This window comes from Georgenia sp. Z1491, assembly GCF_057652395.1.
The window spans coordinates 1,624,140-1,645,441 of record NZ_CM172729.1; the positions used below are offsets into that span (position 1 = coordinate 1,624,140).

The following is a 21,302-nucleotide window of genomic DNA, read 5'->3' on the forward strand; positions in this document are numbered from 1 at the left end:
CGCTGTGGAGCGGGTGACGGGAATCGAACCCGCGTAATCTGCTTGGAAGGCAGAGGCTCTACCATTGAGCTACACCCGCGCGCCCCGGTCGTGACCGGGGCGGCGCCCACGTTAGCAAGGTGGACGGCCCGCGCCGAAGCGGGCCGGGCGGTGAGTGATCGGTCTCTCGCAGCCGGGTCGCGGGCACCCCGCGGACGAGCGCGTGCGTACCCTGAGCGAGCGACCGTCGATCGGACCGCGCCCTCGGCGTACCGGACGGCGGGCCGCCGCCTCCGGGGGACCGGGGCGAACGGGGTGTGGCGCAGGTGGTAGCGCGTCCGCTTTGGGAGCGGAAGGCCGTGGGTTCAAGTCCCGCCACCCCGACCGTGTGATGTCCCAGGACATCGTGAACGAATCCGTCGCCCCAGGGATGTGGTCCCGGGGGCGCGCGGGCCGGCCCGCCCGGGTGCAGGCCACCCGGGCGGACCGGCCCGCGACGTCGACGGCCCCGGCGCGTCCTACCGCAGCGGCGTGGTGTCGCGGCTCGCGATGTGCTCCGGTCGCGGCGCGGAGGCGGCGTACGGCTCGGTCAGCGCGTTGTCCACGCTGTTGAACACGAGGAACACGTTGGAGCGCGGGTACGGCGTGATGTTGTTGCCCGACCCGTGCATGATGTTGGCGTCGAACCAGAGGGCCGACCCGGCGGGGCCGGTGAACTGGTCGATCCCGTGCTTCTCGGCCATCGCGGTGATGTCGTCCTCCGACGGCACGCCGATCCGCTGCTCCTTGAGCGAGGAGGCGTGGTTGTTGTCGGGCGTCTCGCCCACGCACGGGACGTAGGTGCGGTGCGAGCCGGGCATGACCATGAGACCGCCGTTGTAGGGGTAGTTCGGCGTGAGGGCGATGGAGCAGCTCACGGCGCGCGGCGCGGGCATGCCGTCCTCCGCGTGCCAGGTCTCGAAGTCCGAGTGCCAGTAGAAGCCCGTCCCCTTGAAGCCGGGCATGTAGTTCACCCGGGTCTGGTGGAGGTAGACCTCCGAGCCGAGGAGCTGCCGCGCCCGGTCGAGCAGGCGGGGGTCGCGGCTGAGCGCGTCCAGCACCTCGCTCAGGGCCTGCACCTCGAACACGGACCGGACCTCGCCGGTGGCCTTCTCGGTGACGAGCCGTGCGTCGTCGGTCAGGCGCGGGTCCGTAGCGAGCCGGTCGAGCTCGGCGCTGAAGGCCCGGACCTCCTGCGGCGTGACGAAGTCCTCGAGGATCGTGAAGCCGCGGGACTCGTGCGCCTCGAGCGCGGCCGCATCGAACGGCCCGTCCGCCTCCGTGCCCCACACCGTGGGGTGCGCACGGTCGGCGAAGCTGCCCGGCGTCGCGAGGCGGGTGCGGTAGTGGTCGGTGGTCGGATCGAGGGCTGTGGTCATGAGTCTCCCTTTCCTCGGGCGACGAGACCGTCCGTGGACGGGTCCCGCGCGCGGCGGCGCCGGGCTCGGCCCGGTCGTCCGCTCTGCTCGGTCACCAGCGGTTGCACGCTGTGCTCTTGTCCGCCACCCCGGCCGACGTGGGCGGGTGGCTCACTCCCACCGTACGCATCGTCGCCAGATCTGCACGTCGTGACTGTGGACAGCCAGGGTTGGGTCTCGCCCCGCGGGGACGACGACGCTCGCTCCCCGGGTACGACGACGCCCCATGTCCCGAGCGCGACGACGCCGGCCACAGGCACGACGACGCCTCCCGGCCCTTGCGGGCGGGAGGCGTCGGTCGTCGGTCGGGTCAGCGCTCTTCGGAGGCGGGTCAGCGCGCCTCGTAGGAGAGGCAGTCGGCCTCGGCGCCGCCGACCCTGATGAACTCGGCCGCGCACTCGAGGTCCTTGTTGTGCACGCAGGACGTGCGCTGGCAGGCACCGACCTGGGCGACGATCTTGTCGAGCCCACCCTTGATGTTGAGGGGCAGGAACGTCGCACACTGCGCGTCCTGCCCGACGGTGACGGCAAACGCGGTGCAGCCGTCGTGGTTGTACGAGCAGGCGCCGACCGAGCACTCGGTGACGTGGGGCATCTCCATGACACTCATGACCATCTCCTTCGACCGAGGCACGTTGATCGCGCCGCTTATGAAGAATGTAGAACGATATCGAATGCGCGTCTAGAAAGGTATGGCACGCCTTACCGCTTGTTTCGAGCAATCATTGATTTGTGCGTGGCTAATGTTTTCTTATTCGTCCGTGTCACTTATTTCTGGAACCCGGCGTCCAGGCGCGCGCATCGACCGCGCGGCGGCGTGGCCGCCTCTGTCGCCCCCGGCACGAGGCGCGCCACGGTCGGTCGGCGCTCTATGGCGCCGCCTGCGGATGAGCCGCGTATCGACGTCGCAGCCGTTGACGTCGAAAACGTAGTCGGACACCTTGACGTCAATATCGTCGTCGGAGGATCGAATGGCGTACATCGGCAGGATTGCCGGCCCGAGTCGCTCGGACGGATCATCCGGCAGTCGCGCCTGCTCGAGGGGTTCACGCAGAGCGAGCCGGCCGACCAGCCCGGCACCACCCAGAGGTACGTCCGGGAGCTCGAGGCAGGCAAGCCGTCGATCCTCGTCGACCGCCTCTTTGCGTACATGCGCACGACCGGGTCGTTGCCGCCGACGTGGCCTGACGCCGCTCCGCCGGCGCGGAGAGCGGCCGCTCGTCCGCACGCTCGCCTGCCGGCCCGGCGCGCCGGATCACCTCCCCGCGTCCCACCACCGGCGCGCGGACCGCTCGGACAGCACCCAGGCCACCGCGATCGCGCCCGGCACGTAGAGCCAGATCGCCGGGCCGACGGGGTCGTCCACCTCGGCCGTGCTCCGCGCGAGCAGCACCAGGGCCCCGACACCGAGCGTGGACAGGAAGAGAAGCGCGCCGACCGCAGTGTCGAACGCCTTGCGTCGACCGGCGTCCCGGTGCACACCGTGGCCCGCGAGGGAGGCGAGCGCGAGGAACGAGACGAGCGCGGGCAGGCAGAGCACGATCACCACGACGATGCCGTCCGTCGCCAGTGCCCCCTCGGCGGTCGCCTGGAGCGCCGCCCACGCGAGGGCGAAGGATCGTTCCTCGCCGTCGTGCGTGTAGTGGATGAACGGCAGGACGAGCCCCGCGACGAGCAGGGCGCTCGCCGTGGCCATGACGAACCGGACGAGGGCGGTCTCGAGCTCGAGCACCCGCCCCTCGAGGCTGCGTACCTCGCGGCGGAGGTCGGTGGCGCTCGGATCGGTGGTCATGGCGGCTCCGTCGTCGGGGCGTGTGTGTCGCAGCCGAGCGTAGGCGCCGGCCCAGGAGCCGGGTCGCGCTCCGGGTGTGGTGTGGCCCGGATGACGCTGTCCCTGGGTCGTTCACCCTCTACGCGAGCCGCGGTGTGCCGTAGGATCGTGAGGATCGTGCGTGCCCACGCCTGCTCGACGAGGCGTGCGGCGCCACCCCACGGGTCCCACCGCGCCGCCGTGCGCGCTGCCCCGTGCTCAAGTCAGCTACCGACGAGTTGGAGTACCCCGCAGTGAAGACGGACGTGGAGAACCTCGAGGCCACCAGGGCCCGGCTGACCGTGACGGTCCCGTACGAGGACCTCAGCTCGGCGATCGACTCCGCCTACGCCACGGTCTCCCAGCAGGTGAGCATCCCCGGCTTCCGCAAGGGCAAGGTCCCGGCCCGGATCATCGACCAGCGCGTGGGCCGTGCCGCGGTCCTCGACCAGGCGATCAACAGCCAGATGGACTCCCTCTACCGCGAGGCCGTCGGCGAGTCGGGCGTCAACCCGCTCGGCCGGCCGGAGATCGAGGTCACCGAGCTCCCTGCCGTCACCGGCCCCCTCGGCGGTCAGCTCGTCTTCACGGCCACCATGGACGTGCGCCCCGAGATCGAGCTCCCCGACTTCTCCACGATCACCCTGACGGTGGCCGACTCCGAGGTCTCGGACGAGGACGTCGAGGAGCGTCTGACCGCCCTGCGCGAGCGCTTCGGCACGCTGACGGGCGTGGACCGCGCCGTCGAGACCGGCGACTTCGTCACGCTCGACCTGTCCGCCATGGTCGACGGCGAGGAGGTCGACACCGCGTCGGGCATCTCCTACGAGGTCGGCTCCGGCTCGATGCTCCCCGGCCAGGACGAGGCCCTCGTCGGCCTCACCGCGGGCAAGGAGGGCACCTTCACCACGACGCTCGCCGGCGGCGACCACGCCGGCAAGGAGGCCGACGTCTCCGTGACGCCGACCGCCGTCAAGGTCCGCGAGCTCCCTGACGCCGACGACGACTTCGCCCAGCTCGCCTCCGAGTTCGACACGCTCGAGGAGCTGCGCGCCGACCTGCGTACCCAGGTGGCCTCCGACCGCGCCGGCAACCAGGCCGTCGAGGCCCGTGACCTGCTCCTGGCGCACCTGCGCGACAACCTCGAGGTCCCGATCCCCTCGGGCGTCGTCGACGCCGAGATCGCCCGTCACCTCGAGGCGGAGGGCAAGCCCGAGGGCGACCCGCACGGCGAGGAGATCCGCGGCGAGACCGAGGAGCTCCTGCGCGACCAGATCATCCTCGACACGATCTCCGACCAGGTCTCGGTTCAGGTCTCGCAGAACGAGCTGCTCGAGTTCCTCGTCGAGCAGGCCCAGCAGTACGGCATGGACCCGAACAACTTCATCCAGGCCGCCGGCCAGACCGGGCAGCTGCCCGCCTTCATGGGTGAGGTCGCCCGCAACAAGGCCCTCGCCGTGGTGCTCCGCGACGTCAAGGTCGTCGACGGCTCCGGCACCGAGCTCGACCTCTCCGAGTACCTCGGCTCCGAGGAGACCGACCAGGCCGAGGCGGAGCTCGACGAGATCGACGCCGAGGAGAGCGAGGAGTCGGCCGACAGCGCGGACTCCGGCGACTCGGCCGACAGCGCCGACTCGGCGGACTCCCCGGACAGCCCCGAGTCCGCCGACAGCGCGGACGAGGCAGCAGAGGCCGAGACCGAGAAGCCTGCCGCCAAGAAGCCCGCTGAGAAGAAGGCTGCCGCCAAGAAGCCGGCCGCGAAGAAGCCTGCTGCCAAGAAGGCGGCCGCTGAGGAGTCCGACGAGGCGACGACCGACTCGGACGCCTGACCCGGGCACCATCCGCCACGAGGGGCGGCCGACCACCGGTCGGCCGCCCCTCGGCCCGTGTACGCCCCTTGGCCCGTGTACGCCCCTCGGCGCGTGTACGCCCAGAGGCGTGTGTACGCCCGGCGTGGCTGCCCTGGCGGCCCCGGCGCGGCTGCCCGTGCGCCGACAGCGAAAAGGCCCCGGACAGGGGCAGGAACCTCGGCCGCGCGCGGTTAGGGTCCAGTGACTACCCGCGGCGGAGGCACTCCGCACCGCCGCCCCCACCTTCGATCTAGGAGCTGCACGTGAGCGAACCGATCGCGCGCGCCGAGGCGAGCAACCTCGGTCTGAACGACAGCATCTACAACCGGCTGCTCAAGGAGCGCATCATCTGGCTCGGCTCGGAGGTGCGCGACGAGAACGCGAACGCCATCTGCGCGCAGATGCTCCTCCTCGCCGCCGAGGACCCGGACGAGGACATCTTCCTCTACATCAACAGCCCCGGCGGCTCGATCACCGCGGGCATGGCCATCTACGACACGATGCAGTACGTCAAGCCCGACGTCGCCACGGTCGGCATGGGCCTGGCCGCCTCGATGGGGCAGTTCCTGCTCACCTCGGGCACCAAGGGCAAGCGCTACGCCACGCCGCACGCCCGCGTGATGATGCACCAGCCCTCGGGCGGCATCGGCGGCACGGCCACCGAGATCAAGATCAACGCCGAGCTCATCCTTCACATGAAGAAGGTCCTCGCCGAGCTCACGGCGGAGCAGACCGGCCAGCCGCTGGACCGGATCAACTCCGACGCCGACCGCGACCGGTGGTTCACGGCCGCCGAGGCGCTCGAGTACGGCTTCATCGACCACGTGGTCGCCAGCGCCGCCGCCGTCACCGGTTCGGGTGGCACCGCGTCCGACGACGAGTCCGACCCGTCCTCCACGTCCTGAGCCCCGCGACCACCGAAGGAGTCCGAATGAACCTCCCCATGATGGGCCGCGCCGGCTTCGCACCGAACGGCGCCACCGCCCCGATGCCCGGCGGGACCGCCCCGCAGAGCCCGACCTCGCGCTACATCCTCCCGTCCTTCGAGGAGCGCACCGCCTACGGCTACAAGCGCCAGGACCCGTACGCCAAGCTCTTCGAGGACCGCATCATCTTCCTCGGCGTGCAGGTGGACGACGCCTCGGCCGACGACGTCATGGCCCAGCTGCTCGTCCTGGAGTCGCAGGACCCGGACGGCGTCATCACCATGTACATCAACAGCCCCGGCGGCTCGTTCACGGCGCTGACCGCGATCTACGACACGATGCAGTACATCAAGCCGGAGATCCAGACGGTCTGCCTCGGGCAGGCCGCCTCGGCCGCTGCCGTGCTCCTCGCGGCCGGCTCCCCGGGGCGCCGCCTCGCGCTGCCCAACGCGCGCGTGATGATCCACCAGCCCGCCCTCGAGGGCGGCGGCTACGCGCAGGCCTCGGACATCGAGATCCACGCCAACGAGGTCCAGCGGATGCGCCAGTGGCTCGAGCAGACGCTCGCGCACCACACGTCCCAGGACTCGGAGACGATCTCGCGGGACATCGAGCGCGACAAGATCCTCACCGCCCAGCAGGCGCTGGAGTACGGGATCGTCGACCAGGTCCTGGAGTCCCGGAAGAACACCGAGCCGGTAACCATCCAGAAGTAGCCTCGCGCACAGCGCCCCCGGACCAACGGTCCGGGGGCGCCGTCGCGCGTGGGCGCGGCCCGACGGCGTCTCGCACCTGCCGTACGGACGGTGCGCCGTGGCGCATGGGCGCGGCCCGACGGCGTCGCGCACCTGCCGTACGGACCGTGCACCGTGGCGCGGACGACGAGGCGCGCCGGGCAAACGCAGATGCCTACCGGGTCGCGCGTGTGCGAAGGTTGAGCCGAGAGCCGTACCCAGCGGCGAGCGGCCCCGGACCGCGACGAGACAAGGAGGACCCGATGGTGCGCACTGGACCCGCCACGGCGGACCTCCTCACGTGCTCGTTCTGCGGGAAGAGCCAGAAGCAGGTCAAGAAGCTGATCGGCGGCCCGGGCGTCTACATCTGCGACGAGTGCGTCGAGCTGTGCAACGAGATCATCGACGAGGAGCTGGCCGAGCTCGGCGAGTCCTCCCTGGAGGACCTGCCCAAGCCCCGCGAGATCTTCGACTTCCTGGGCGAGTACGTGGTCGGGCAGGACGAGGCGAAGCGTGGCCTCGCCGTCGCGGTCTACAACCACTACAAGCGGGTGCGGTCGGCCGAGGAGAAGCCGGCGCCGGACGCCGTGGAGATCCAGAAGTCCAACATCCTCATGATCGGCCCGACGGGTACGGGCAAGACCTACCTCGCACAGTCGCTCGCGAAGATGCTCGACGTCCCGTTCGCCATCGCGGACGCCACGGCGCTGACGGAGGCCGGCTACGTCGGCGAGGACGTGGAGAACATCCTCCTCAAGCTCATCCAGTCCGCCGACTTCGACGTGAAGAAGGCCGAGACCGGCATCATCTACATCGACGAGATCGACAAGGTGGCCCGCAAGGCCGAGAACCCGTCGATCACCCGCGACGTCTCCGGCGAGGGCGTCCAGCAGGCGCTGCTGAAGATCATCGAGGGCACCTCCGCGGCGGTGCCGCCGCAGGGCGGGCGCAAGCACCCCCACCAGGAGTTCCTGCAGATCGACACGACGAACGTGCTGTTCATCGTGGCCGGTGCGTTCGCCGGCCTCGAGGACATCGTGAGCAGCCGTGTGGGGCGGCACGGCATCGGCTTCGGCGCCGCCCTCAAGGGCACCGAGAGCGAGGCCGACCTGCTGACCAAGGTCTCGCCCGAGGACCTGCACAAGTTCGGGCTCATCCCCGAGCTCGTCGGGCGCCTGCCCGTCACGGCGACGGTCAATGCGCTCACCCAGTCCGACCTGGTGACGATCCTGACGGAGCCGAAGAACGCGCTCGTCAAGCAGTACCAGAAGATCTTCGACCTCGACGGCGTGCAGCTCGAGCTCACGGACGAGGCCGTGGAGGCCATTGCCGAGCTCGCGCTCGAGCGCGGGACGGGGGCGCGCGGGCTGCGCGCCATCATGGAGAACACCCTGCGCGAGACCATGTTCGACGTGCCCTCGCGCGACGACGTCGAGAAGGTCGTCGTCACCGCCGAGTCGGTGCGCAGCGGCCAGGCGCCGACCCTGGCGCTGCGCAGCAAGACCCGGCGTCGCCAGCAGCGCTCCGCCTGACGCTCCGCGGCGCTCCGCGACTCCCCGGGGATGCCCTGACCTCCCCGCTACGCACCGTCCCGAACGTTGCTTGTCCGCCCGACCGGCGCCGCGGGGCTGCCCGCACCTCACACTGGCCGTCCCGCCACACCCCACGTGTCAATCTGGGTTGACAGACTGTCCGCTGTCAACCAAAGTTGACGCATGGCCGTCAAGGACACCGCAGTCGCCGCGCAGGACCCGGACCCCCGGCGCGGGCTCCGCGGCGTGCGCGCGCTCAGAGAGCTCGCCGACCGGCTGGAGATCCTCCAGGTCGAGCGCGCCCGGGACGAGGGCTGGTCGTGGCAGGAGATCGCCGACCAGCTGGGCGTGAGCAGGCAGGCGGCGCACAAGAAGCACGGCCGGGGACGCTGAGGAGGAGCTCCGCATGAAGGTCAACCGGTTCACGAGCGAGGCACGGGCTGCCGTCGTGCACGCGCAGGAGCTGGCCCGCCGGGCCGGGGCTCCGCAGATCGAGGTCGTGCACGTCGCACGCGCCGCCCTCACCACGGACGGGGAGGCGGCCCGTGCCCTGGGTGCCGGGGGCGTGGACGTCGACGGGGCCAGGGCCGGCCTCGCGGCCCGGCTGAGCGGTCCGGGCCTGGACGGCGAGGCGCTTGCCGGGCTCGGGATCGACGTCGACGCCGTCCGGAGTGCCACCGACGCGACGTTCGGCGAGGGCGCGTTCGCGCGCGCCGACCTCATCGCCCGCAACCGCGGGCGCCGTGGGAATCATCTGCCGTTCACCGCCGCCGCGCGGAAGGTCCTCCAGCTCGCGCTGCGCGAGGCGGTACGCCTGGGGGACAAGGCCATCGACGAGCGGCACATCCTCCTGGCGGTGCTCAGGTCCGGCGGCCCGGTCGCCGAGACGCTCGCGCAGGCGACCGACCGGCCGTCCGTGCGCCGGGCGCTCGAGGCCGGCTCGCGGGTCGCCTGACGGTCCGGACGGCCTGCGGGGCATCCGCTTCCCGGTCGTTGCACCCGATCCCCAGGGCGGTCGGTCTACGGTGGTGCGCATGACCGACGCCGCGCGCACCGAGCCGGACGATCTGCCCGAGGGGCTGCGGTCCGCCCGCGGGACGATCGACAACATCGACGCCGCCCTCATCCATCTCCTCGCCGAGCGGTTCCGCTGCACCCAGGCCGTGGGGCGGCTCAAGGCCGAGCAGGGGCTGCCGCCGTCCGACCCCGGGCGCGAGGAGCGGCAGGTGGCGCGGCTGCGTGAGAAGGCGGAGGAGGCCGGGCTCGACCCCGTGTTCGCGGAGAAGTTCCTCGACTTCATCGTCGCCGAGGTCATCCAGCACCACGAGACGATCGCCGAGGAGCACGGCCGGTCCTGACGGTCTGGCCTCGGCACGGGCGCGGCTTCGGCGCCAGGTGCAGCTCGTCCCAGATACATTGGCAGCCATGGGTGCTCTCGATATCCGCTTCAGCAAGCCCTTCATCATCGCCATGATCGTGGTCGGGGTGCTCCTGCTCGGCACCACGTTCCTCAGCCGGAGTTGGGCGATCTCGTTGCCGGGCTTCCTTCTCCTGCTCTTCGGCCTCCTCGCACTCGTCAACCCGATGGCGCGCGTCGAGCAGGGGGAGGCGCAGCGCAAGAACCTCTTCGGGATGACCCTCAAGCGCTTCCCCATCCGGGCGCAGTCCGACCTGCGAGCGGACGAGAAGGCTCTCTGGCACGTGCCGACCGGCAAGAAGGTCACCACGCTCGGGTTCGGCGTCGACAAGGCCGACGCCGCAGCGATCCGAGCGCAGTTCGGAGGCCAGCCCCAACAGGGTCAGCCGCACCAGGGGCCCCCGCAGCAGGTCATGCCCGCGCACCAGGGCGCGCCGTACGGCCAGTCCGCGCAGGGCTACCCGCAGCAGGGAATGCCGCCTCAGGGTGCTGGTGCCCCGCACGGCCAGCCGGCCCCGCAGGGCTACGGACAGCCGCCGCAGGGCTACGGCCAGGCGCAGCCCGGCCAGCAGCCCCCGCAGGGCTACGGCCAGGCGCAGCCCGGCCAGCAGCCCCCGCAGTAGGCCGCGGCGGCCGGCTGCGGTCAGCCGATCGTGACGGCGTTGAGCGCCTCGCCGGTGACCCCATCGACGGTCACGCGCACGCGATCGTGGCCGTCCCGCAGGACCACGGTCGTCAGCGGTCGGTCGATACCGTCCGGCACCCCGATCCGTTCGATCTCGCCGTCCTGCACCTCGCTCGCCGTGCGTGCGGCGTCCTCGGCCGTGACGACCCACTCGGCCAGGACCGCGGTCGGGACCTCCGGGACGTGCGGGTGGGTCAGCGGATGACGTTCCGGCTCGCCCACGGCGGGGAACGCGACCGTCGAGACGGTAGAGCCGTCCGTCGTGTGCACGGCCCACTCGGTCGCCTCGGCCTCGTGGAACTCGTCCGGCGCCGTGGTGTCGTCGCTGTAGTGGACCCGGATGAACTCGGGCTGCACCGCCAGTGTGAGCTCTCCGTCGCCGGCCGCGTCCTCGGCCAGTCGGGCGACGTCCGCCGGTGTGAGCCTCCCGAGCTCGCTGATCGCCTCGACCGCGTGTCGCTCCAGCCGGTCGAACGCGTCGTCCGGGAGGCCGAGGTCGTCGTCCGACGTCGGCAGGGTGCCTGCCGCTCCGCCCGCACCTCCGGCCCCCGCCGATCCGCCGGCCGGCCCGCCGGGCCCGCCGGCGCAGGCGGCCAGCGATAGCCCGAGCACCACCAGCGCGGCTGCAGCCAGCGGGCGGAGCGTCATCGGGGCGGGGGGACGGTCGGCGGTACGCATGGCAGGACGCTAGGACCCGCGCCCCGCGGGCGGAGGAGGGCGGGGTACCCCTGCCCTCCTGCGGGACGGACGACCAGACCCGGCGACGTCGGGCACCGGACCGCCCACCGGCGGCGTCCGCCCCGGCTACCTCCCGATTAGGCCTTGGTCGACCGCTCCGGCTTCGGCCCGGCGTAGAGCTCGTCGATGACGTCGGCGAACCGCTCGTGCACGGGGGCGCGCTTGACCTTCGACGACGGCGTGAGCAGGTCGTTCTCCAGCGTGAAGTCGGTGTCGAGGATCGTGAACTTGCGGATCGACTCGGCGCGGCTGACCGCCCGGTTGGCCCGTTCGACGGCGCGGTCCAACGCCTCGCGCACCTTCTCGTTCCGGGCGGCCTCGGCCACGCTCATCTCGGGCAGGTCGTGGTTGGTCAGCCACTGCGGCAGCATCTCGGCGTCGAGGGTGACCAGGGCGCCGATGAACGGCCGACCCTCGCCGACGACGACCACCTGGGAGACGATCGGGTGGCCGCGCAGCCGGTCCTCGAGCACGGCGGGCGCCACGTTCTTCCCGCCGGCCGTCACGATGATCTCCTTCGCGCGGCCGGTGATCGAGAGGTAGCCGTCGTCGTCGAGCGTCCCGAGATCGCCGGTGCGGAACCAGCCGTCGTCGGTGAACGACTCGCGGGTGGCCGCCTCGTCGTCGTGGTACCCGCGGAACACGTGCGGGCCCTTGATCTCGATCTCGTTCGTCTCCGAGATCCGCACCAAGGTGCCGGGGTAGGCGGGGCCGACGGTGCCGATCTTGATGCGGCCGGGCAGGTTGACGGACGTGGGCGCGCCGGTCTCGGTCAGGCCGTAGCCCTCGAGGATGACGAGCCCCATGCCGCGGTAGAAGTGCCCGAGCCGCGTGCCGAGCGGGCCGCCGCCGGACACGGCGTAGCGCAGGTTCCCGCCCATGACCTCGCGGAGCGTGGAGAACACGAGGCGGTCGGCGACCTTGCGCTGGGCGGCGAGCACCCGGCCCACGCCGTGGCCGGACTCCTCGGCGCGCGAGGTGCGCTCGGCGACCTTCGCGGCCCAGCGGAAGATCCGGCGCCGGACCGTCGAGGCGGAGGCCTTGGCGTCCGCGGAGTTGTAGACCTTCTCGAACACGCGCGGGACGGCGAGAAGGAAGGAGGGCCGGAAGCTCTGCAGGTTCGGGACGAGCTGCTTGAGGTCGGGGCTGTGGGCGAGGACCGCACCCGAGTGCACGCACAGCACGGAGACGAACCGGCCGAACACGTGCGCGAGCGGGATGAACAGCAGGGTGCGGGCGCCGTCGCTCGCCACCACGTCGCGCAGGTTGGGGTCCGCGACGCCGTTGACCACGAGCGCCACGAAGTTGCCGTGCGTGAGCTCGACCCCCTTGGGCCGGCCGGTGGTGCCGGAGGTGTAGATGATGGTGGCGACGTCCGACCCGGTGCGCGCGGAGATGCGGGCCTCCACCTCGCCGTCCTCGACGCCCGCGCCCCGGCGGACGAGCTCGTCGATCGCCCCGTCGTCGATCGTCAGGGTCTCGCGCAGGGCGGGCGCGTTCGGGGCGGCCTCCGAAAGGACCGCGGCGCGGTCGGCGTCGTCGACGAACGCCAGCACCACGCCCGCGTTGGTGAGGATCCACTCGCACTGCTCGGCCGAGGAGGTCTCGTAGATCGGCACCGGCACGGCGCCCGCGCTCCAGGCCGCGAGGTCGAGCAGCGTCCACTCGTAGCGGGTCGCGGACATGATGGCGACCCGGTCGCCCACCTCGACGCCCGACGCGATCAGGCCCTTGGCGACCTCCACGACCTGCGTGTGGAACTGGGCGACCGACACGGTGTCCCAGCCGCCGGACGGCGTGGCCACCTCGAACATCGGGGCCGTGCCGCCATTCTCCAGGCGGGCCCGCAGCAGGTGCGGGATCGTCGTCGAGCCGTCGATCTCGCCGCGCGCCTCGGTGCTGGACGTGGGCTGGGTCATCGCATCCTCCGTGGTCGCGCGTGGGGGGTCAGGAGAGGCCGGCACCCCGCCGGTGGGGTCCTGGGCACCCGGAACGAGGGTACGTGCTCAGGCGGCCGGCTCGAGCAGGTGGTCGGTGACCGCGGTGGTCTCCACGCCGTCGGTGATGGTCAGCTCGCCGCGGATCTTGGCCGCGTCGCGCAGGTCGCCGGCGACCGACCGGACGAAGGCGGCGTCCGCCGTCGGGACCGCGAGCGTGACCGAGGCGAACGGGACCTTCTGGGAGACCTTGGCCTCCGACTTCACCTTGCGCAGCGCCGCCAGGGCGCGCCCGGCCGCGCCGACGAGCCCGGCGTCCGCGTCCCCGGCCGCGGCGCGCAGCTGGTCGCCGGTCGGCCAGTCGGCGGAGTGGACCGAACCCTCGCGGTACCAGGTCCACACCTCGTCCGTGGCGAAGGGGAGGAACGGCGCGAGCAGCCGGACGTAGGTGTCGACGGCGAGCGCGAGCGCCGCGCGGGCGGACTCCTTGGCACCGGGCTCGGCGGTGCCGTCCCGGTCGTAGGCCCGCTCCTTGACGAGCTCGAGGTAGTCGTCGCAGAACGTCCAGAACGAGGACTCCGTGACCTCCAGCGCCTTGGCGTGCTCGAAGGCGTCGAGCGCGCGGGTGGCCTGGGCGACGACGTCGGTCAGCCCGGCGAGCATCGCCCGGTCGATCTCGTGCGTCACCAGGGCCGGGTCGAGCTCGAGGTCGGCGTCGCCGCCCATCGTCAGGGCGAACTTCGAGGCGTTGAGGATCTTGATCGCCAGGCGCCGGCCGATCTTCATCTGTGAGACCTCGAAGGCGGTGTCGACGCCGAGCTTCGCGGACGTCGCCCAGTACCTGACCGCGTCGGAGCCGTGCTCCTCGAGCAGCGCCATCGGCGTGACGACGTTGCCCTTGGACTTGCTCATCTTCTTGCGGTCCGGGTCGAGGATCCACCCCGAGATCGCGGCGTCGGACCACGGCAGCGCGCCGAACTCCAGGTGCGCGCGCACCACCGAGGAGAACAGCCACGTGCGGATGATGTCGTGCCCCTGCGGGCGCAGGTCCATCGGGTACACGCGGTCGAACAGGTCCTCGTCGCGCAGCCAGCCGGCCGCGATCTGCGGGGTGAGCGAGGACGTGGCCCACGTGTCGAGGATGTCGGCCTCCCCGACGAACCCGCCGGCCTGCCCCCGCTGGGACTCCTCGTAGCCCGGCGCCGGGTCGGAGGTGGGGTCGACCGGCAGCGCGGACTCGTCCGGAACGATTGGGGACTCGTGCCGGACCTCGCCGTGCTCGTCGAGCGGGTACCACAGCGGGATCGGCACGCCGAAGAAGCGCTGGCGGCTGACCAGCCAGTCCGAGTTGAGGCCGTCGACCCAGTTCTCGTAGCGCGACTGCATGAAGCCCGGGTGGAAGCGCAGGTCGCGGCCGCGCTGAAGGAGGTTCGTGCGCAGGTCGACGCCGTTGGTGTCCTCGTGTGCGCGCCCGCCGTTGCGGATGTACCACTGGCGCGAGGTGACGATCTCCAGCGGCTTGTCGCCCCGCTCGTAGAAGTTCGCCTTGCGCTGCGTGGGCGTGGGGTCGTCGAGCATCTCGCCGGACTCCCGCGCGGCCGCGGCGACCGCCTCGCGGGCGGAGAACGCGGTCTTCCCGGCGAGCTGCTCGGCGTAGAGCTCGGCGCCGGAGCCGGTGAGCCACTCGGGTGTGGCGCGCAGCAGGCGGCCGTCGCGCCCGACGACGGCGCGGGTGGCCAGGTCGAGCTCGCGCCACCAGATGACGTCGGTGAGGTCACCGAACGTGCAGACCATCGCGATGCCGGTGCCCTTGTCCGCTTCGGCGGCGGGGTGGGCGAGCACGGGGACCTCGACGTCGAACAGCGGCGTGCGCACGGTGCGGCCGAACAGGAAGCGGTACCGCTCGTCGTCGGGGTGGGCGACGAGGGCCACGCACGCGGGCAGCAGCTCGGGGCGGGTGGTCTCGATGACGACGTCGGCCGCCTCGTCGGTGTGGAACGCGAGCCGGTGGTAGTGCCCGGGGTAGTCGCGGGCCTCGAGCTCGGCCTGGGCGACGGCGGTCTGGAAGGTGACGTCCCACAGCCCTGGCGCCTCGGACTGGTAGGCCTCGCCGCGGGCGAGGTTGCGCAGGAACGCGGTCTGGGAGGCGCGCTGGGCGTCAGCCCCGATCGTCTGGTAGGTCTGCCGCCAGTCGACGGACAGGCCGAGGCGGCGGAACACCTGCTCGAAGGCCTCCTCGTCCGAGGCGGCCAGGCGCAGGCACAGCTCGACGAAGTTCTTCCGGCTCACCGGCACCTGGTCGGCGGCCCGGACCGACTTCCCGTCCCCGCCCTCCTGGGGCGGAGTGAAGCCGGGCTCGTAGGGCAGGGAGGGGTCGCAGCGCACGCCGTAGTAGTTCTGCACGCGACGCTCGGTGGGCAGCCCGTTGTCGTCCCACCCCATCGGGTAGAACACCGAGCGACCACGCATCCGCTGGAAGCGGGCGAGCACGTCGGTCTGGGTGTAGCTGAAGACGTGGCCCACGTGCAGGGAGCCCGACGCCGTGGGCGGCGGGGTGTCGATCGAGAAGACGTCGGCCCGGTCGGCCGTGCGGTCGAACGCGTACGTGCCGAGCTCGCTCCAGCGGGCGTCGTGCCGATCCTCCAGCCCGTCGGTCCCTACCTTGTCCGGCGCCGTGGGGGCGGGAAGACGGGTGGGTCGCGAGGTGGAGGACGGGGTGCTCATGGTGTCCGATTGTTCCACGGTGAGGGCGCTGCCCGGGTGGGCCGAACGGTGGCGGGCGCGACTCTCGCGGGCCCGTGGAGGAGGTCTGCGGCGTCGGCCTGCGGCTCACCCGCGTGACCTCGCGTCGATTCCCGCTCGACTGTCGGTGGCGGGAGGCGCGGGTCAGGTCCGTGGCCGCTCCGCCGGGCCCGTGTGGCCCCTCGCCGGGGCGGTGCGGGCGAGCTCGTCGACGAGATCGCGGACGAGGTCGGCGCCGACGACGGGCCCGCCGGCCAGCAGCCCGTCCGACCCGAGCACGACCGCCGAGGGCGCGCCGGTCAGCCCGAGGCGCCGGTAGGCGCCACCGGCGTCGCCCTGGGTGACCCGGACGTCGACGTGCGGCAGCCGGCGCCGCCAGTCGGGCAGCGCCGTGCGCAGGTGCTCGGCGTCCTTCCCGAGGCGGGGGATCCGCACGAGCAGCTGGGCGCGCTGCGCGGCCAGCTCGGTGAGGTCGCGTCGCACCCCGTCGACGACGACCTGTCCCGCCGGGATCGGCCGGCGCAGGTAGGGCTGCACCCGGCCGGAGCCCTCCTCGCCGCTGCCCCAGAGATGGACGACGAGCGCGATCGCCCCGGCCGCGCCGAGGATCGCCGGGTGCAGGTCGTCGACGGCCCACCAACCGGTCGCCCCGGCCGCGACGGCGCCCCCCGCGGCGAGGACGAGCAGGGCGTTGAGGGCGACGTGCAGCGGGCCGACGGGTCGGTCGTCGTCCTGCCCGAAGCAGTGGCAGGCGAGGGGCTCGGGCGACCGCCACGCCCGCAGGGCGACGACGAGGTAGGCGACGGTGAGCAGGAGGACGACCGTGCCGACGCCGGCGAGCCACGGGCCCGGCGCGCCGAGCAGCGCGAGGGCGAGGACGATCTCCGCGACGGCGTGGGTGCGCACGAACCCGTACCGCTGCAGGCCGCGGGGCAGCCCGAGGACGTCCATGTGGACCGGGTCCGGCGGCCGCGCGAGCTTCCCGGCGCCCGCCACCAGGAGGACCACGGTGAGGGAGAGGACGGCTGCGCCGAGGACGACGTCGGTCATGGACGACCCGGGTCAGCAGCCGGCGGCGTCGACGACCCGGGCGAGGAGCGCGTGCAGCTGGGCGGCCTCGTCCTCGTCGAGCGGGGCGAGCAGGGCGGCCCCGTGAGCCGCCCGGGCCGCGGCGACCTCCTCGGCGAGCGCGCGCCCGGAACCGGTGGGTTCGACGAGGATCGCGCGCCGGTCGGTGGGGCTCGGCGTCCGGCGGACGAGGCCCTTGGCCTCGAGGGAGTCGACGACCTCGGTCGCCGAGCGGGGGGCGATGCGCAGCCGTTCGGCGATGTCGGCCAGTCGGGCGCCGCCGTCGGCCGCGACGGCGGCGCGTAGCGCGCGGAACTCGTGCGGCGAGGGGCCGTCCGACTCGAGCGCCTCCATCCACCGGCGCCTGACCTGGCGGGCCGCCCGGACGATGAGCTCGTACGTGTCGGGCTCGTGCGCGTGGTCGGGACCGTGCGGCCGGTCCGTGCCGTGTGCGTGGTCCGGACGGTGCCGGTGCTCGGCCTTCGCCCGGCCGTCGCCTGCCACGTCGGCCCGCGCCCGTTCGTCGTGCGGGTGCGCGGGGGAGGCGGACTGGCGGCTCACCGGAATAGCGTACTGCCCGTCGCGGTTACCCTCATCGTGAGGTAACCTCACTATATGGCTCCGGCCGGTCGCCCGGTCGCGCCGTCGAGCCCGACGACTCCGACGAACAGGAGGTGGTGCGCCATGGCAGCACCCCACAACTTCTCCTCCGGCCGCCGAGGTGGTGGCCCCTCGCGCCACACGCATCAGGGCGGCGGCGCGTCCGACGGAACCGGCGTGCCCGGTGGCCCGGGCGGACCTGGCGGCCCCGGTGGCCTGGGTGGACCTGGCGGACCCGGTGGACCTGGCGGCCCGGGCGGCAGGGTCGCCACCGTCGACCCGGCCGACAGGGCCCAGCTCGCCGAGCACCCTGTCAGCCTGCGCCGCATCGGCGCGCTCTTCGCTCCCCACCGCGGCACGATCGCCGTGGTCATGATCCTCATCGTCGCGACCTCGCTCGTCGGCCTCGCGACCCCGTTCATCACCAAGCACCTCATCGACGACGCGATCCCGCACCAGGACGTCCCGCTCCTGCTGTGGCTCGTGGGCGGGCTCCTCGCCGTCACCATCGTCACCGCCGTTCTCGGGGTGGTGCAGACCTGGATGTCCACGACCGTCGGCCAGCGCGTCATGCACGGGCTGCGCACCGACGTCTTCACCCACCTCCAGCGTCAGTCCGTCGACTTCTTCACCCGCACCCGAGGCGGCGAGGTCCAGGCCCGCCTCACGCAGGACATCCAGGGCATGCAGTCCGTCGTCACCACGACCGCCACCTCGATGGCCACCAACGTGACGACGGCGGTCGGCACCGCGGTGGCGATGGTCGCCCTGTCCTGGCAGCTGTCGCTGCTCTCGCTCGCCGTGCTGCCGCCCGCGATCTGGTTGACCCGACGTGTCGCGCTCCTGCGCCGGGAGATCACCACGCGGCGCCAGCGCGCGATGGCCGACCTGCAGAGCCAGGTCGAGGAGTCGCTGTCCGTCAGCGGCGTCACCCTGGGCAAGATCCTCGGCACCGGACCGACCGCGTCGGCGGCCTTCGCGGGCACGTCCCGCGACCTCGCGGACCTCGAGGTGCGCTCCCAGCTCGCCGGACGTTGGCGGATGGCCAGCCTGAGCATCGTGTTCGCCGCGATCCCGGCGCTCATCTACCTGGTCGCGGGCCTCCCGGCTACGTCCGGCGGCATGACGATCGGGACGCTCGTGGCGTTCACCGCGTTGCAGTCCCAGTTGTTCCGCCCGCTCATGGGCGTGCTCAACGTGGGCGTGCAGGTCGTCACCTCCATGGCCCTGTTCAGCCGCGTCTTCGAGTACCTGGACCTCGTGGTCGAGATCGACGACCCGGCCGACCCGGCCGAGATCGACCCCGGGGCCGTCAGCGGCCATGTGCGGCTCGAGGGCGTGGGCTACAGCTACCCGGGCTCCTCCGTGCCCGCGCTGGACGGCATCGACCTCGACGTGCCGGCGGGGCGGTCGCTCGCCCTGGTCGGGCACACCGGCTCGGGGAAGTCCACGCTCGGCTCGCTCGTCGCCCGCCTCGCGGACCCGTCCGCCGGCCGGGTGACGATCGACGGCGTCGACCTGCGCGACATGGCGCTCGCCGACCTCGCCTCGGTGGTCGGCGTCGTCTCCCAGGAGACCTACCTGCTGCACACGACGATCCGCGAGAACCTGCGCTACGCCCGGCCCGACGCGCCCGACGAGGAGATCGTCGCCGCGGCCCGCGCCGCCCAGGTCCACGAGCTCATCGAGGACCTCCCCGACGGCTACGACACTGTGGTCGGCGCCCGCGGCCACCGGTTCTCCGGCGGTGAGAAGCAGCGCATCGCCATCGCCCGCACCATCCTGCGGGACCCCCGCGTCCTCGTCCTCGACGAGGCGACCTCCGCGCTCGACACGAGCACGGAACGGGCCGTCCAGGAGGCGCTCGACGCGCTCGCCGAGGGGCGCACCACGATCACCATCGCCCACCGCCTGTCGACCATCGCAGGAGCGGACCAGATCGCGGTCCTCGACCACGGCCGGGTCGTCGAGCGGGGGACCTACGCCGAGCTCGTCTCCCGCGGGGGAGTCTTCGCCGGGCTCGCCGGCTCGCAGGAGCTGGTCGACGCCTGAGTCCGGGTGCTCGTCGGACCGACCGCCGGCGAGCTGGACCGGTAGCGGTCGAGCTGGACCTCTGCGTGGTCAGTCTCGACCGGGCATGGTCCAGTTCGGCGTGGTGGGCCGGCGAGCTGGCCGGGTCAGTCCCCGGCCAGCTCGGCGTCGCGCGCCATCACCGCGTTCGCCCCGGCCACGACGGCGGCGGGGAAGCCCGCGGCGTCGAGCGCGACCATGCCGGCGACCGTCGTGCCACCAGGCGAGCACACCCGGTCGACGAGGTCCTGGGGGCTCGTGCCCTCGGCGGCGAGCTCGCGCGCGAGCGTGCCCGCACCCGCGGCGGCCTGCGCGGCGATCCGCACGGCCTGCGCCTTCGGGAGCCCTGCCGCCACGGCGGCGCGCGCCAGGGAGTCGACGAGCTGGAACACGAATGCGGGTGAGGAGCCCGCGATGGCGGTGAACGCGCTGAAGTGCCGCTCCTCGAGCACCTCCGCGGTGCCGACGGCCTCGAAGACCTCGACGACGGCGGAGACCTGCTGCTCGGTCGCCGCGTCGTTCCCGCACACGGCCGCGGCGCCGACGCCGACCTGGGCGGCCACGTTCGGCATCGCACGTACCACCGGGTGACCGTCCGGCACCGCGGACGTCAGCGTGGCCAGCTGCAGCCCGGCGGCGATCGACACCACGGGTGCGCCGGTCTCGGCCAGCGACTCGCGGACCCCCTCGAGCACGCCCAGCACGACGTGCGGCTTGACCGCGACGACCACGAGCCCGTCCGGACCGACCTCGCGGACCAGGGCGTCGGCGTCGGGCACCGCCGTGCCGCCCACCGCGGCGGCGACCCGCTCCGCCGAGGCCGCGACGACGTCGGTGACGACGATCTCGTGCCCGCCTGCCGAGGCGGCCACCCCGTGGGCGATGGCCGAGGCCATCGCCCCGGCCCCGATGAATCCGATGCGCACGTGTGTGTCCTCCCGCCGGTCCTGCGTGGTCAGTGACTACATGATGGACCCATGAGTACCGACCACCCAGCGCCGTCCGCCCCGGGCGCCCCGCGCGCCCTCGTCACCGGAGCATCGTCCGGCATCGGCCGCGCGACCGCCCAGCACCTCGCGCGGGCCGGGTACCGCGTCGTCGCCACCGCCCGCCGGGCCGACCGGCTCGCCACCCTCGCCGACGAGATCAGCTGCGACACGTTCGTCGCCGACCTCACCGTGCAGGCCGACGTCGACGCGCTCGCCGACCACGTGATCGCCGGCGGGCCGCTGACCTCGCTCGTCAACAACGCCGGCGGAGCCGTCGGGGCCGACAGGGTCGAGGACGGCGACCCGGCGGACTGGGCGCGGATGTACGACCTCAACGTGCTCACCACGCTGCGGGTCACCCGGGCCCTCCTCCCGCACCTGCGCGCCGACGGAGGCGGGGACGTCCTCGTGGTCACCTCGACCGCCGCGACCGGGACCTACCCCGGCGGCGCCGGGTACACGGGGGCGAAGCACGCGGCCCGGATGATCGTCGACACGCTCCGGCTCGAGCTCATGGGCGAGCCGATCCGCGTGCTCGACATCCAGCCGGGCCTGGTCGCCACGCCCGAGTTCTCGGTCAACCGCTACCGGGGCGACGTCGAGGCGGCCGCGAAGGTCTACGAGGGCGTGGCCGAGCCGCTCACCGCCGACGACGTGGCCGACGTCATCACGTTCGCCCTCACCCGTCCGCATCACGTCAACCTCGACTCGATCGTCATCCGACCGCGCGCGCAGGCCACCCACACCCTCCTGCACCGGGAGCCCTGA

The 21,302-nt window shown here is 72.6% G+C and carries 19 protein-coding genes and 2 tRNA genes; 11 read left to right on the forward strand and 10 right to left on the reverse strand.

The annotated features are described in order from the left end of the window. Positions 1–5: 5 nt before the first annotated feature. Positions 6–79, reverse strand: a tRNA-Gly gene (locus AC24HA_RS07665). Positions 80–290: 211 nt separating this feature from the next. On the opposite strand from AC24HA_RS07665, the gene AC24HA_RS07670 reads away from it, so the two are divergent. Continuing rightward, positions 291–363 (forward strand) — tRNA-Pro (locus AC24HA_RS07670). Positions 364–497: 134 nt separating this feature from the next. Here AC24HA_RS07670 and thpD read toward each other — a convergent pair. The 3 genes from thpD to AC24HA_RS07685 all read right to left on the reverse strand — a co-directional run bounded on the left by thpD (position 498) and on the right by AC24HA_RS07685 (position 3,228). Next, the gene (thpD, locus tag AC24HA_RS07675) at positions 498–1,397 is read right to left on the reverse strand and encodes an ectoine hydroxylase (protein ID WP_425708500.1); all 900 of its coding nucleotides are present in this window, start codon (positions 1,395–1,397) and stop codon (positions 498–500) included. Positions 1,398–1,767: 370 nt separating this feature from the next. Further along, positions 1,768–2,046 carry a DUF1540 domain-containing protein gene (locus AC24HA_RS07680; RefSeq protein ID WP_425708499.1) on the reverse strand — a complete coding sequence of 93 codons (279 nt, stop codon included), beginning with the start codon at positions 2,044–2,046 and terminating at the stop codon, positions 1,768–1,770. A 645-nt stretch (positions 2,047–2,691) separates the two neighbouring features. Continuing rightward, positions 2,692–3,228, reverse strand: a complete 537-nt coding sequence (locus tag AC24HA_RS07685; protein WP_425708498.1) for a hypothetical protein — start codon at positions 3,226–3,228, stop codon at positions 2,692–2,694. A 233-nt stretch (positions 3,229–3,461) separates the two neighbouring features. Here AC24HA_RS07685 and tig point away from each other — a divergent pair, with 233 nt between their 5' ends. From tig to AC24HA_RS07725, 8 genes are all read left to right on the forward strand, one after another. Next, a complete protein-coding gene (gene tig, locus AC24HA_RS07690) occupies positions 3,462–5,075 on the forward strand; it encodes a trigger factor (RefSeq protein WP_425708497.1) in 1,614 nt (537 codons plus the stop codon). 284 nt (positions 5,076–5,359) lie between these two features. Further along, complete coding sequence (locus tag AC24HA_RS07695; protein WP_425708496.1) at positions 5,360–6,001, forward strand: ATP-dependent Clp protease proteolytic subunit; 642 nt, start codon at positions 5,360–5,362, stop codon at positions 5,999–6,001. Between the two features lie 26 nt (positions 6,002–6,027). After that, entirely contained in the window at positions 6,028–6,738 is a 711-nt protein-coding gene (locus AC24HA_RS07700) for an ATP-dependent Clp protease proteolytic subunit (protein ID WP_425708495.1), read from the forward strand. 281 nt (positions 6,739–7,019) lie between these two features. Next, entirely contained in the window at positions 7,020–8,288 is a 1,269-nt protein-coding gene (clpX, locus tag AC24HA_RS07705) for an ATP-dependent Clp protease ATP-binding subunit ClpX (protein ID WP_425708494.1), read from the forward strand. 183 nt (positions 8,289–8,471) lie between these two features. Then, positions 8,472–8,681, forward strand: a complete 210-nt coding sequence (locus tag AC24HA_RS07710) for a helix-turn-helix domain-containing protein (protein ID WP_425708493.1) — start codon at positions 8,472–8,474, stop codon at positions 8,679–8,681. 13 nt (positions 8,682–8,694) lie between these two features. Then, positions 8,695–9,243 carry a Clp protease N-terminal domain-containing protein gene (locus tag AC24HA_RS07715; RefSeq protein WP_425708492.1) on the forward strand — a complete coding sequence of 183 codons (549 nt, stop codon included), beginning with the start codon at positions 8,695–8,697 and terminating at the stop codon, positions 9,241–9,243. Positions 9,244–9,322: 79 nt separating this feature from the next. Next, the gene (locus AC24HA_RS07720; protein ID WP_425708491.1) at positions 9,323–9,646 is read left to right on the forward strand and encodes a chorismate mutase; all 324 of its coding nucleotides are present in this window, start codon (positions 9,323–9,325) and stop codon (positions 9,644–9,646) included. 67 nt (positions 9,647–9,713) lie between these two features. Next, on the forward strand, positions 9,714–10,328 hold the full coding sequence (locus tag AC24HA_RS07725; protein WP_425708490.1) for a hypothetical protein: 615 nt from the start codon (positions 9,714–9,716) through the stop codon (positions 10,326–10,328). 20 nt (positions 10,329–10,348) lie between these two features. Here AC24HA_RS07725 and AC24HA_RS07730 read toward each other — a convergent pair whose 3' ends face one another. The 5 genes from AC24HA_RS07730 to AC24HA_RS07750 all read right to left on the reverse strand — a co-directional run bounded on the left by AC24HA_RS07730 (position 10,349) and on the right by AC24HA_RS07750 (position 17,436). Beyond that, on the reverse strand, positions 10,349–11,068 hold the full coding sequence (locus AC24HA_RS07730; RefSeq protein WP_425708489.1) for a hypothetical protein: 720 nt from the start codon (positions 11,066–11,068) through the stop codon (positions 10,349–10,351). Positions 11,069–11,205: 137 nt separating this feature from the next. Then, positions 11,206–13,047: an AMP-dependent synthetase/ligase gene (locus AC24HA_RS07735; RefSeq protein ID WP_425708488.1), complete on the reverse strand. Its 1,842-nt coding sequence runs from the start codon at positions 13,045–13,047 to the stop codon at positions 11,206–11,208. 87 nt (positions 13,048–13,134) lie between these two features. After that, the gene (gene valS / locus AC24HA_RS07740; protein WP_425708487.1) at positions 13,135–15,789 is read right to left on the reverse strand and encodes a valine--tRNA ligase; all 2,655 of its coding nucleotides are present in this window, start codon (positions 15,787–15,789) and stop codon (positions 13,135–13,137) included. A gap of 162 nt (positions 15,790–15,951) precedes the next feature. Continuing rightward, a complete protein-coding gene (locus tag AC24HA_RS07745) occupies positions 15,952–16,857 on the reverse strand; it encodes a MauE/DoxX family redox-associated membrane protein (protein ID WP_425708486.1) in 906 nt (301 codons plus the stop codon). A gap of 12 nt (positions 16,858–16,869) precedes the next feature. Next, on the reverse strand, positions 16,870–17,436 hold the full coding sequence (locus AC24HA_RS07750; protein WP_425708485.1) for a MarR family winged helix-turn-helix transcriptional regulator: 567 nt from the start codon (positions 17,434–17,436) through the stop codon (positions 16,870–16,872). 123 nt (positions 17,437–17,559) lie between these two features. Here AC24HA_RS07750 and AC24HA_RS07755 point away from each other — a divergent pair, with 123 nt between their 5' ends. Beyond that, positions 17,560–19,527 carry an ABC transporter ATP-binding protein gene (locus AC24HA_RS07755; RefSeq protein ID WP_425708484.1) on the forward strand — a complete coding sequence of 656 codons (1,968 nt, stop codon included), beginning with the start codon at positions 17,560–17,562 and terminating at the stop codon, positions 19,525–19,527. Positions 19,528–19,652: 125 nt separating this feature from the next. Here the strand turns inward: AC24HA_RS07755 and proC are convergent, their stop codons facing one another. Continuing rightward, positions 19,653–20,471: a pyrroline-5-carboxylate reductase gene (gene proC / locus AC24HA_RS07760; protein WP_425708483.1), complete on the reverse strand. Its 819-nt coding sequence runs from the start codon at positions 20,469–20,471 to the stop codon at positions 19,653–19,655. A gap of 51 nt (positions 20,472–20,522) precedes the next feature. Here proC and AC24HA_RS07765 point away from each other — a divergent pair, with 51 nt between their 5' ends. Next, on the forward strand, positions 20,523–21,302 hold the full coding sequence (locus AC24HA_RS07765; RefSeq protein ID WP_425708482.1) for an SDR family NAD(P)-dependent oxidoreductase: 780 nt from the start codon (positions 20,523–20,525) through the stop codon (positions 21,300–21,302).